At 73.3% G+C, this 13564-nt stretch carries 2 protein-coding genes; both read left to right on the top strand.

Annotated elements, in window-relative coordinates; genetic code table 11:
- Window positions 1–7: 7 nt before the first annotated feature.
- Window positions 8–5260 (top strand): SDR family NAD(P)-dependent oxidoreductase, encoded by a 5253-nt coding sequence (locus tag ACH413_RS11700; protein WP_360031060.1) that lies wholly within the window; start codon window positions 8–10, stop codon window positions 5258–5260.
- Window positions 5261–5292: 32 nt separating this feature from the next.
- Window positions 5293–13548 carry a type I polyketide synthase gene (locus ACH413_RS11695; RefSeq protein WP_360031059.1) on the top strand — a complete coding sequence of 2752 codons (8256 nt, stop codon included), beginning with the start codon at window positions 5293–5295 and terminating at the stop codon, window positions 13546–13548.
- Window positions 13549–13564: the final 16 nt, after the last annotated feature.

The raw sequence follows: 13564 nt of genomic DNA, 5'->3' as shown, positions 1-13564 counted from the left end.
CACCACCATGTCCACCCCCGAAGCGCAGAACGTCGAGAAGTTGCGGGACTACCTGCGCTTCGCCACCACGGACCTGCGCGACACCCGCAAGCGGCTCGCCGACCTCGAAGACCGGGCGCACGAACCGATCGCCGTCGTCGGCACCGGGTGCCGCTATCCCGGCGGGGTCCGGTCGTCGGCCGAGCTGTGGCGGCTGGTCGCCGAGGGCGGCGACGCCGTGGGCGAGTTCCCCGCCGAGCGCGGCTGGGACGTCGAGACGCTCTACGACCCGGACCCGGACAGCCAGGGCACCACCTACGCGAGCGGCGGTGGTTTCTACCGCGACGCGGCGAAGTTCGACGCGGGCTTCTTCTCCATCAGCCCGCGCGAGGCCCTCGCGATGGACCCGCAGCAGCGGCTGTTGCTGGAGATCGCCTGGGAGGCCTTCGAGAACGCGGGCATCGACCCGCTGTCGATGCGCGGCGAGGCGGCCGGCGTGTTCGTCGGCGGCGGGTTCTCCGACTACGGCGGTCCGATGCAGTCCGCGCCCGAGGGCGTCGAGGGCCACCTCGTGACCGGCAAGGCCGGCAGTGTCCTTTCCGGACGGATCGCCTACACGCTCGGCCTGGAAGGGCCTGCCGTCACCGTCGACACCGCGTGTTCGTCGTCGCTGGTGGCCGTGCACCTCGCGGTGCAGGCGCTGCGGCGCGGCGAGTGCACGGCGGCGCTCGCGGGCGGGGTGACCGTGATGTCGACCCCGGCCGTGCTGATCGAGTTCAGCCGCCAGCGCGGGGTCGCCGCGGACGGGCGCTGCAAGGCGTTCGCGAACGCGGCCGACGGCATGGGTCTGGCCGAGGGCGCGGGAGTCGTTCTGCTGGAACGGTTGTCGGACGCGGTCGCGAAGGGCCGCAGGGTGCTCGCGGTGATCCGCGGCTCCGCCATCAACCAGGACGGCGCGTCCAACGGCCTGTCCGCGCCGAGCGGTCCCGCGCAACGACGGGTGATCCGCCGGGCGCTCGCGGACGCCCGGCTCACCCCGGCCGAGGTCGACGTCGTCGAGGCGCACGGCACCGGCACCGAGCTCGGCGACCCCATCGAGGCCCAGGCGCTGCTCGCGACCTACGGGCAGGCCAGGGCGGGCGCTCCGCTGTGGCTCGGCTCGGTCAAGTCGAACATCGGGCACGCGCAGGCGGCGTCCGGCGTCGCGGGCATCCTCAAGATGGTCGAGGCGCTTCGCCACCACGAGCTGCCCAAGACGCTGCACGTCGACGCGCCGTCGCCGCACATCGACTGGTCGTCGGGCGAGGTCGAACTGCTGACCGAGGCCCGGCCGTGGCCCGCCTCCGATCGACCGCGGCGAGCAGGCGTGTCGTCGTTCGGGGTGAGCGGCACGAACGCACACGTGATCCTGGAAGAAGCCCCGCGGCACAACGAGATCGGCACGGCGCGCGGCACCAGCGTGGTGCCGTGGGTGCTGTCCGCCAGGACCTCGTCCGCCCTGCGCGCCAGGGCCGGGCAACTGGCCGTGCTCGACGCGGACCCGGCCGACATCGGTTTCTCCCTCGCCACCACCAGGAGCGTGCTGGACCAGCGCGCGGTCGTGTTCGGTACCCAGGACGAACTGCGGCGCGGCCTCACCGCGCTGGCCGCGGGCGAGCCGGACCCGGCGGTCGTCGAGGGCGTGCCGTCCGCCACCGGTGGTGTCGTCTTCGTCTTCCCCGGCCAGGGCTCGCAGTGGACCGGGATGGGCGAGGAACTTCTCGGCTCCTCTCCGGTGTTCGCGGCCAGGATGCGCGAGTGCGCGGACGCCCTGAAGTCCTTTGTGGACTGGAACCTGCTCGACGTGCTGTCCGACGAGATCGCGTTGCGGCGCGTGGACGTCGTGCAGCCCGCGCTGTGGGCCGTGATGGTGTCGCTGGCCGCGGTGTGGCGGGCCCACGGGGTCGAACCCGCCGCGGTCATCGGCCACAGCCAGGGCGAGATCGCGGCCGCCTGCGTCGCCGGCGCGTTGTCGCTGGAGGACGCGGCACGGGTGGTCGCCATGCGCAGCCGTGAGCTGGCGAGCCTGGCCGGTGCGGGGGGCATGGTCTCCGTCGCCGCGCCGGCCTCGGTCGTGAACGAGCGCATCGCCGGCACCGGGCTGTCGCTCGCCGCCGCCAACGGTGCCGCCTCCTCGGTCGTCTCCGGCACTCCGGAGGCCCTGGACGACCTGCTCGCCGGCTGTGCGGCCGACGGCATCCGCGCCCGCCGCGTCCCGGTGGACTACGCCTCGCACTCCGGGCAGGTCGAGGCCATCGAAGAACGGCTCCTCGAGGTCCTGGAGCCAGTGCGGCCGCGAGCGGGGGAGCTGCCGTTCTACTCCACCGTCACCGGCCGTCCCGCGGACACCAGCCAGCTCGACGCCGGGTACTGGTACTGCAACCTGCGCCAGACCGTCGAGTTCGAGCAGGCGACGCGTGCCCTGCTGGCCGACGGTCACCGCGTGTTCGTCGAGTGCAGCCCGCACGCGGTGCTGACGACCGCCGTGCAGGAGACGGCGGGAGAAGTCGACGTCGTCTCCGTCGGTTCGCTGCGGCGTGACGAGGGCGGTGCGGAGCGGTTGCTGCGCTCGGTCGCCGAAGCGTTCGTGCGTGGTGTTGCCGTGGACTGGTCTGTCGCGTTCGACGGTGCGAACGTCGTGCCGCTGCCGACCTACCCGTTCGAGGGCGAGCACTACTGGCTGCCGGCGACGACCGCTGTCGCCGATCTCGGCTCCGCGGGCCTCGCCGCGGCAGGTCACCCGCTCCTCGGGGCGGCCGTCGAACTGCCGGACGACGGCGGGTTCCTGTTCACCGGAAGGCTTTCCGCGCGTTCGCACCCGTGGCTGGCCGAGCACACCGTCTACGGCACCGTGCTGCTGGTCGGCACGGCGTTCGTCGAGCTCGCGCTGCACGGCGCGGCCGAAGCCGGGTGCGCCGAGGTGGAAGAACTCGCCCTGGAAGCGCCGCTCGTGCTGCCCCGTGACGTCGCGGTGCAGATCCACCTCACCGTTGGTGCCGCGGGTGAGGACGGCCGCCGGGCCATCGCACTGCACTCGCGTCCCGAGGACGACCCGCTCGCCGAGTGGACGCGGCACGCGGCCGGGTTCGCCGCGCCCGGGGATTCCGGCCCAGCGGCCGGACTCGTCGTGTGGCCGCCGTCGGACGCCGAACCGGTGCCGCTCGACGACGTCTACGGGCGCGCGGCGGAGCGCGGATTCGGCTACGGGCCGGTGTTCCAGGGCCTGCGAGCGGTGTGGCGGCGTGGCGACGAGGTCTTCGCCGAGGTCGCGCTGCCACGGGACCAGCACGGCGAGGCCGCGCGGTACGGCGTGCATCCGGCGCTGCTCGATGCGGCATTGCACGCCATCGCACTCGGATCGCTGAACACCGAGGGCACCGGGCGGTTGCCGTTCTCGTGGACCGGGGTGCGTCTGCACGCGGCCGGAGCGACGGCGTTGCGGGTGCGGCTCGTGCGGTCGGGCGAGGAGACGCTGAGCGTCGAGGTCGCCGACTCCTCGGGTGCGCCGGTCGCGGCGGTCGACGCGCTCGTGTCGCGTCCGGTCGTACCGGGTCAGGTGCGGACGGCGAGGCGGTCCGGTCCGCTGTTCCGCGTCGACTGGGTGCCCGCCACCGGACCGGCCGAGCCGTTGGACGCCGAGTTCGTGCCGGTCGCGGCAGGTGACGTCCGCGAGGTGCTCGGCGCGGTGCTGGCAACGATTCAGGCTTCGCTGTCCGAGGACCGCCGGATCGCGTTCGTGACGTCGGGTGCGACGGGCGGCGACGTCGCCGCCGCGGCCGCCTGGGGTCTCGTGCGTTCGGCTCAGGCGGAGCACCCCGACCGGTTCGTGTTGATCGACCTGGAGCACCCGGACGACTCGATTCCCCCGCTGCCGATCAGCGAAGACCAGCTGTCCGTCCGAAGTGGACAGATCTGGGTGCCGCGCCTGGCCCCGGTGGCCGCCGAGCCCGCCGAGCCGAAGGCGTTCGACGGCAGCGTGCTGATCACCGGCGGTACTGGGACGCTCGGCCGGCTCGTCGCCGGGCACCTCGCTCGTCAGGGTGCCCGCCGGTTGGTGCTGGTGAGCCGTCGCGGATATGCCGCTCCCGGTGCCGCGGAGGTCGTGTCCGGCCTGACCGGGCTGGGTGCCGAGGTGACGGTGATGGCGTGCGACGTCGCCGACCGCGCCCGGCTCGCCGAGGTCCTCGCCGCCGTGCAGGACCTGTCCGCCGTGATCCACACGGCGGGCGCGCTCGACGACGGCGTCGTGGAAACCCTGACGCCGGAACGGATCGACGCCGTGCTGCGCGCGAAGGTCGACGCGGCACTGCACCTGGACGAGCTGACGCGCGATCGAGAGCTGTCGTCGTTCGTCCTGTTCTCCTCTGCGGCAGGCACTTTCGGTACGCCCGGCCAGGGCAACTACGCCGCCGCGAACGCCTGTCTGGACGCGCTGGCCCGTCGGCGCCGGGCCGCGGGGTTGCCCGCGCAGTCCCTCGCCTGGGGGCTGTGGGCCGACACGAGCGAGCTGACCGGCACTCTCGGCCGCGCAGGTCAGGACCGGTTGCGCCGCACCGGATCGCGGGCGTTCACCGCCGAGGACGGCCTGGCGGCGTTCGACCTCGCCGTCGCGACGGGGGAGCCGGTGCTGGTCCCGGTCCAGCTCGACCCGGCCGCGCTGCGTCCGCGTGCCGACCAGGTCGTACCGCCGTTGCTGCGCGGCCTCGTCCGCACGCCGGTCCGCAGGAGCGCGGCCGGTGGTGACGCCTCGCTGCGCCGCCAGCTGGCCGGTCTCACGCCGGACGAGCGGGACCGGGTGCTGCTGACCCTGGTGCGCGCCCAGGCCGCCGCGGTGCTCGGGCACGCGGGTCCCGGCGTGATCGAACCCGGCCGCGGCTTCCTCGACCTGGGCTTCGACTCGCTGACCGCGGTCGAGCTGCGCAACCGCCTGCAGACCGCCACCGGCCTGCGGCTGCCCGCGACGCTGGTGTTCGACCACCCGACGGCGACCGCGCTCGCGGCGTTCCTCGCCGAGCGGTTCGGCACGGACGGCACACCGGCGTTCGCCCCCGCATTGGCCGAGCTCGGCCGCCTTGAGAACCTGCTGTCGCCGTTCGCCGGCGACGACACCGCCCGCGCAGCGATCACGTTGCGCCTGAAGGACTTCTTGTCGCGGTGGAGCGACACGCCCGCAGTCGACGACATCGACACGGCCTCGGATGACGAGCTGTTCGGCGTTCTCGACGAGCTGCGGATCCCGTGACCCACCCCGACCGCGAACCCAGGAGCCACCGCATGTCGAACGAACAGAAGCTGCGCGACTACCTCAAGCAGGCCGCCAAGGACCTGCGCGAGGCTCGCGGCCGGGTGAACGAGCTGGAGGAACGCGACCACGAGCCGATCGCGATCGTCGGGATGAGCTGCCGCTATCCCGGCGGTGTCACCTCGCCCGCCGAGCTGTGGCAGCTGGTCGCCGAGGGCACCGACGCCATCTCCGACTTCCCGGACGACCGCGGCTGGACCGCCGACGACGTCTACGACCCCGACCCGGACGTGCCCGGCAGGTCGTACGTGCGGGAGGGCGGGTTCATGTCCGCTCCCGCCGACTTCGATCCCGGTTTCTTCGACATCAGCCCCCGCGAGGCCCTCGCGATGGACCCGCAGCACCGGCTGCTGCTGGAGACGTCCTGGGAGGCCTTCGAGAACGCCGGGATCGACCCCGCGACCGTGCGCGGCCACCGGATCGGTGTCTACGCGGGTGTGATGTACCAGGACTACGCCGCGCGGCTGACGTCCGTGCCGGAGATCGTCGAGGGCTACCTCGGCAGCGGCAACGCGGGCAGCGTCGCCTCCGGGCGGGTGGCCTACACCTTCGGGTTCGAGGGCCCGGCGATCACCGTCGACACGGCCTGCTCGTCCTCGCTGGTGGCGCTGCACCTGGCCGTGCAGTCGCTGCGCCGCGGCGAGACCACGATGGCGCTGGCGGGCGGCGTCACGATGATCGTGACCCCGGCCGGGTTCATCGAGTTCAGCCGTCAGCGCGGGCTCGCGCCGGACGGCCGTTGCAAGTCGTTCGCCGCCGCGGCCGACGGCACCGCGTGGGCCGAGGGCGTCGGGGTGCTGCTGGTGGAACGGCTGTCCGACGCCCAGCGCCTCGGCCATCCCGTGCTCGCGGTGGTTCGCGGCACCGCCGTCAACCAGGACGGCGCCAGCAGCGGGTTGTCCGCGCCGAACGGGCCCGCGCAGCAACGGGTGATCCGGGCGGCGCTGGAGAACGCCGGGCTCGTTCCGTCCGATGTGGACGCTGTGGAGGCGCACGGCACGGGCACGGTCCTGGGCGACCCCATCGAGGCGCAGGCGGTGCTGGCGGCGTACGGGCAGGGCCGGGAACGGCCGCTGTGGCTGGGCTCGCTGAAGTCGAACATCGGTCACACGCAGGCCGCCGCGGGAGTCGGTGGCGTGATCAAGATGGTCGAGGCGATGCGCCGCGGTCGGTTGCCGAAGACGTTGCACGTCGACTCGCCTTCGCCGCACGTGGACTGGCAGGCCGGCGCGGTCTCGCTGCTGACGGAGGCGGTGGACTGGCCTTCGACCGGTCAGCCTCGTCGCGCCGGGGTGTCGTCGTTCGGTGTCAGCGGCACCAACACGCACGTCGTCCTGGAACAGGCTCCGGACGCGGAGGTCCCGGAGCTCGGCGAACGACCCGCGGTGCTGCCGTGGGTCCTTTCTGGACGGACCGAGGCCGCGTTGCGCGCTCAGGCAGAGCGCCTGCTGGACGTCGACGCGGATCCGGTGTCACTGGCGGCGGCGCTGGCGACCGATCGCGCCGCCTTCACCGAACGGGCGGTCGTGCTCGGCGACACCCGCGACGACCTAGTCTCCGGATTGCGCGCGATCGCCGTGGGAGAACCGGCGCCGTCGGTCGTGCGGGACGCGGTCGCGGCGGGCGACATCGCCTTCCTGTTCACCGGTCAGGGTTCTCAGCGTGCCGGGATGGGACGCGAGCTGCACGCGGCGTTCCCCGTGTACGCCAAGGCTTTCGACGGGATCTGCGCGGGCTTCGACCCGCGGGTGCGGGACCTGGTCCTCAACGGTGGTGCGGACCTAGACCGCACCGAGTTCGCCCAGCCCGCGCTGTTCGCCGTCGAGGTCGCTCTGTTCCGGCTGATGGAGTCGTGGGGTCTGCGGCCGGACTTCCTGCTCGGGCACTCGATCGGGGAGATCGCCGCCGCGCACGTCGCCGGGGTGTTCTCGCTGGGAGACGCGCAGTTGCTCGTCACGGCACGCGGGCGGCTGATGCAGGCGCTGCCGGCCGGGGGCGCGATGGTCGCGGTCCGCGCGAGTGAGGAGGAGGTGCGGGCCGAACTGCGCGACGGTGTCTCGATCGCCGCCGTCAACGGCCCGCGGTCGGTCGTGCTGTCCGGTGAGGCGGACGCGGTCGCCGAGGTCGCGGCCACGTTCGGCAAGACCAAGGCGCTCACCACGAGCCACGCGTTCCACTCGGCGCTGATGGACCCGATGCTGGCCGGGTTCCGCGCGGCCGTCGAGCAGATCAGCTTCGCCGAGCCGCGGATCCCGTTGGTGTCCAACGTGACCGGCGCGCTCGCGACACCGGGTCTCGTCACCGACCCGGACTACTGGGTCCGGCACGTCCGCGAGGCGGTCCGCTTCGCCGACGGCGTCACGGCGCTGCATACCGAGGGCGTCGGGACGTTCCTCGAACTCGGACCGGACGGCGTGCTGAGCGCGCTCGCCCAGGACTGCCTGCCGGACAGCGCCGCCGCCGTCGCGGTCCTGCGCGCCGGACGGCCCGAGGTGCGGTCGGCCGTCGCCGCGCTGGCCCGCCTGCACACGCGCGGCGTCACTCCCGACTGGGCCGCCTACTTCGCCGGCAGCGGGGCCCGCCGGGTCGACCTGCCGACCTATCCCTTCCAGCGCACCCGTTTCTGGCTGGAGGCAACAGGTTCGAACAGTTTCGTCGAGCCCGCCGCGAAGCCCGAGCCGACCCGCCTGGGCGCGCGACTCGCTGGAATCCCCGCCGGCGAACGGATCCGCGTGCTGACCGACCTGGTCCGCGGGCAGGCCGCGGTCGTGCTCAACCACGAGACCGCCGACGAGGTCCGCGCGGACCGGCCGTTCAAGGAACTGGGCTTCGACTCGCTCACCGCCGTCGAACTGCGCACCCTGCTCGCCACCGCGGTCGGCCGCGAACTGCCCGCCACGCTCGTCTTCGACCACCCGACCCCGCTGGCGCTGGCGGCGTTCCTCGACGCCGAACTGTCCGGAGTGGACGCTGCAAAGCCTGTGGAAACCGTCACCGCCAGCGACGAACCCATCGCCATCATCGGCATGAGCTGCCGGTATCCGGGTGGCGTGAACTCGCCGGGCGACCTCTGGCGGCTGGTGTCCACCGGCACCGACGCCATCTCGATGTTCCCCGGCGACCGCGGCTGGGACGTCGACGCCGTGTTCGACCCCGACCTGTCGAGGCCGGGCACCACGTACTCGATCGAGGGCGGGTTCGTCACCGGCGCCACCGACTTCGACGCCGGGTTCTTCGGCATCTCGCCGCGCGAGGCGCTGGCCATGGACCCGCAGCAACGCCTGTTGCTGGAGGCGTCCTGGGAGGCGTTCGAGCACGCCGGGGTCGACCCGACGGGCCTGCGCGGGGCGAAGGTCGGCGTGTTCGCCGGGACCTCGGCGCAGGACTACAGCTCGTTGCTGGCCACCATTCCCGCCGAGGCGGAGGGGTACGTGGGCACCGGCACCGCGTCCAGCGTGATCTCCGGCCGGATCGCCTACAGCCTCGGCTTCGAGGGGCCCGCGCTCACCGTGGACACCGCGTGTTCGTCGTCGCTGGTGGCGCTGCACCTGGCCGCACAGGCGCTGCGTTCCGGCGAGTGCTCGATGGCACTGGCGGGCGGCGTGACCGTGATGTCCACCCCGGCCGGGTTCATCGAGTTCAGCCGTCAGCGCGGGCTCGCGCCGGACGGCCGCTGCAAGTCGTTCGCCGCGGCCGCCGACGGCGTCGGCTGGTCGGAGGGCGCCGGGATGCTGCTGGTGGAACGCCTGTCCGACGCCCAGCGCAACGGCCACGAGATCCTCGCCGTGGTGCGTGGTTCCGCGGTCAACTCCGACGGCGCGTCCAACGGCCTCACCGCGCCGAACGGGCCTTCGCAGCAACGGGTGATCCGCCAGGCGCTGGCGAACGCGAGCCTGGCACCGTCCGATGTGGACGTCGTCGAGGCGCACGGCACCGGCACGGTGCTGGGTGACCCGATCGAGGCCCAGGCCGTGCTCGCGACCTACGGGCAGGACAGGGAACGGCCGCTGCTGCTCGGCTCGCTGAAGTCGAACATCGGTCACACGCAGGCCGCCGCGGGGGTCGGTGGCGTGATCAAGATGGTCGAGGCGATGCGCCACGGCGTGCTGCCCAAGACCCTGCACGTCGACACGCCGAGTCCGCACGTGGACTGGGCTGCGGGCGATGTCGCGCTGCTGACCGAGACCGTGGACTGGCCCCGGGCCGATCACCCGCGCCGCGCGGGCGTGTCGTCGTTCGGCGTGAGCGGCACCAACGCGCACGTCGTCCTGGAAGAGCCACCCGTCGCCGCCGAACCGCCGCGCGAGGAACCGTTGCCGGTACTGCCGTTCGTGCTCTCCGGTCGCGACGCCGAGGGACTGCGGGCGCAGGCGGCGAAGCTCCAGGCCGGGATGGACCAGCACCTCGCCCCCGTCGACGTCGCGCACACGCTGGCCACCGGCCGGGCGGCCCTGGAACACCGGGCGGCGGTGCTCGCGGCGGATCGCGACGAGCTTCTGGACGGCCTCGGCGCGCTCGCCGAAGGCCGGCCGCACCGCTCGCTCGTGCAGGGGACGGCGGTGAGCGGTGGCGTCGCGTTCCTGTTCACCGGTCAGGGTTCCCAGCGCGCCGGGATGGGCCGGGAGCTGTACGAGACGTTCCCGGTGTACGCCAAGGCGTTCGACGAGGTCTGCGCCCACCTGGACCCGCGGGTGCGCGAGATCGTCTTCGAGGGCGCACCGGAGCTGGACGGCACCGAGTTCGCGCAGCAGGGGATCTTCGCGGTCGAGGTCGCGTTGTTCCGGCTGCTGGAGTCGTGGGGCGTGCGACCGGACCTCGTGCTCGGTCATTCGGTGGGGGAGATCGCGGCGGCGCACGTCGCCGGGATGCTCACTCTCGGCGACGCGGCCACGCTGGTGTCCGCGCGCGGACGGCTGATGCAGGCACTTCCCGAGGGCGGCGTGATGATCGCCGTGCAGGCGTCCGAAGAGGACGTTCTGCCGTTGCCCGACGGGGTTTCGCTCGCGGCGGTGAACGGGCCGAACGCCGTCGTGCTGTCCGGGGAGGAACACGCGGTCACCGAGGTCGCGGCCAGGTTCGCGAAGACCAAGCGGCTCAACACCAGCCACGCCTTCCACTCCGCGCTGATGGAACCGATGCTGGCCGAGTTCGCCGCGGCCCTCGACGGTCTCACGCCCGCCGAGCCGGTGATCCCCTTCCTGTCCACTGTGGAGGGAGGTGGCGACGGCTCGGTGGCGTACTGGGTGCGGCAGGTCCGCGAGGGCGTCCGGTTCGCCGACGCGGTCGCGGCGGCGCAGGAGCAGGGCGTGCGGACGTTCGTCGAACTCGGCCCGGACGCGGTGCTGTCGGCGCTGGTCGACGAGGCGATCCCGTTGCTGCGCAACGGTCACGACGAGGTTCGGACTGCTATCGGCGCCCTGGCTCGGCTGCACGTTCGCGGCATCACACCCGACTGGGCCACCACGGTCGCCGGCCGGCGCGTCGGGGTCCCGACGCAGGCGTTCCGGCGGGACCGGTTCTGGGTGGAGCCGTCGCAGGCGGTGGACGTGACCGCCGCCGGTCTGGCGGCGGCGGAGCACCCGTTGCTCGGCGCGGCGGTCGAACTGCCCGGCACCGGCGGCTGCGTGCTGACCGGGTCGCTCTCGGTCCGGACGCACCCCTGGCTGGCGGACCACGCCGTGCAGGACACCGTGCTGCTGCCCGGCACCGCTTTCGTGGAACTGGCACTGCGCGCCGCCGACGAGGTCGGCTGTGCGGCGATCGAGGAACTGACCCTCGCCGCACCGCTGGTCCTGCCGCCGCGGGGTGCGGCCCGCATCCAGGTCGCCGTCGGCGCGGCCGACGACGCGGGCAAGCGGCCGATCACCGTGCACTCCGCCACCGGCGACGAGGAGTCGTGGAGCCTGCACGCCACCGGCACGCTCACACCGGACGAGCCCGGCCCGATGCCGGGTCTCGCGGTCTGGCCACCGGAAGGCGCGACGGCCATCGACGTCACCGGCCTCTACGACGGCCTGCAGGACAACGGGTTCGGCTACGGCCCCGCGTTCCAGGGCCTGCGCGCGGCCTGGTCGCTCGACGGCGCCGTCTTCGCCGAGGTCGCGCTGCCGGACGGGCAACGGGATTCGGCCGGGCGGTTCGGTTTGCACCCCGCGCTGCTCGACGCCGCCCTGCACGCGGTCGGGCTCGGCGACTTCGTCTCCGCGAAGGGCCAGGGGCACCTGCCGTTCTCGTGGTCGGGGGTCGCGCTGCGCACCTCCGGCCCGGCGAGCCTGCGGGTGCGGCTGGCACCGGTCGGACCGGACACGATCAGCCTGACCGTGGCCGACGGCGCGGGCAGGCCGGTCGCCTCGGCGGACTCCCTGCTGCTGCGGGCGATCTCCGCCAGCGGCATCGAGGCCCGGCGCGAACACCACCGGTCGCTGTTCCAGGTGGACTGGGCGCCCGCCGCCACTGCTACCGCCACCCCGACCACCCGTGCGGTCATCGGCGATCCCGCACTGGCGGCCGCGGTCGGCGCCACGCCCTACGACACCCTGGCCGATCTCCCGGAGCCGACCCCGGACCTCGTGTTCCTGCCGGTCAACGGCACAGACGACGTCCACCGCGTCACCACCGGCGTGCTCGCGACCGTGCAGGACTGGCTCACCCGAACCGACGGCCGGCTGGTCGTCGTCACCCGCGGCGCCGAACGGGAGGTCACCGACGTCGCCGCCGCGGCGGTGTGGGGTCTGGTGCGCACCGCCCAGGCCGAGAACCCCGGCCGGTTCACGCTCCTCGACCTCGACGGCGAACCCGACGGCGCGCAGATCCTCGCGGCCCTCGAAGGCGGCGAACCGCAGGTGCTGCTGCACGGCGGCGAGGCTCTTGCGCCCCGGCTGGCCAGGGTCGCCGTGCGGGAGGAGACGCCGAAGGCGTGGAACCCCGACGGCACCGTGCTGATCACCGGTGGCACCGGCACGCTCGGCGGCCTGCTCGCCCGGCACCTCGCCACCACCGGTGTCCGGCACCTCGTGCTGGCCGGCCGGCGCGGTCAGAACACCCCGGGCATCGCAGACCTGGTGTCCGAACTGGACGCTCTCGGCGCGAAGACGTCGGTCGTGGCATGTGACGCGGCCGATCGCGAGGCGCTGAAGGCACTCCTGGACGGGATTCCCGCCGAGCACCCGCTGACCGCGGTCGTGCACACCGCGGGCGTGCTCGACGACGGCGTGCTGGCATCGCTGACGCCGGAACGGTTCGCGACCGTGCTGCGGCCCAAGGCGGACGCGGCGTGGCACCTGCACGAACTGACCCGGCACCTCGACCTCGCCGCGTTCGTGCTGTTCTCCTCGGCCGCGAGCACGCTCGGCAACGCCGGCCAGGCCAACTACGCCGCCGCCAACGCGTTCCTGGACGCGCTGGCCCGGCACCGGCACGCGCAGGGTCTGCCGGCGACGTCGCTGGCGTGGGGCCTGTGGGAACAGTCGAGCGGGCTGCTCGGCGAACTCACCGACGTCGACCGGAAGCGGATGAACCGCGGCGGCTTTGGCGCGCTGGCCACGAAGAACGCGCTCGCCCTGTTCGACACCGCGCTGAGCACCGCGCAGCCGGTCCTGCTCCCGATGGAGCTGGACGTCGCGGCGATGCGGACGCGGATCGGCGGCGGCACGGTGCCTCCGCTGTTCCGCGGCCTGATCCGCGCGACGAGGCGCCCGGCGGCCGTTCCCAGCGAGGACGCGCTGCTGGCCGGTGTGCCCGCCGAGGAACGGGAAACCGTGCTGCTCGACCTGGTCAGGACGCAGGTCGCGGCCGTGCTGGGCCACGCGTCGGCCGACGCGGTCGACCCCGAGCGGGCGTTCAGCGACTTCGGGTTCGACTCCCTCAGCGCGGTCGAGCTGCGCAACAACCTGGCCGCGGCCACGGAGCTCCGGCTGCCCGCGACGTTGATCTTCGACTACCCGAACCCCGTGGTTCTCACCGGCTTCCTCCTCGCGGAACTGGGCAGCGGGGACGCGGTGGAGGCCGACCCGGCGCTCACCGCGTTGGCGCAGCTCGAAGCCGGTCTGGCCGGCGCACGACCGGGCGAAACGACCCTGACGGTTCTTAGAACCCGATTGGAAGTGCTGCTTGGCAGCCTCTACCCGCAGACCGGTGACCAGGGCGGCGCGGTGACCGACGGGGGTCTCGACACCGCCACGGACGAGGAGCTGTTCGCACTGATCGACCAGGACTTCGAGGTCCACTGATCGGCCGTCCGCCGGT

Source organism: Lentzea sp. NPDC020367 (assembly GCF_044387305.1).
GTDB lineage: Bacteria > Actinomycetota > Actinomycetes > Mycobacteriales > Pseudonocardiaceae > Lentzea.
The sequence above is the reverse complement of the archived record's forward strand: the minus strand, read 5'-3'. Positions and strand labels throughout refer to the sequence as shown.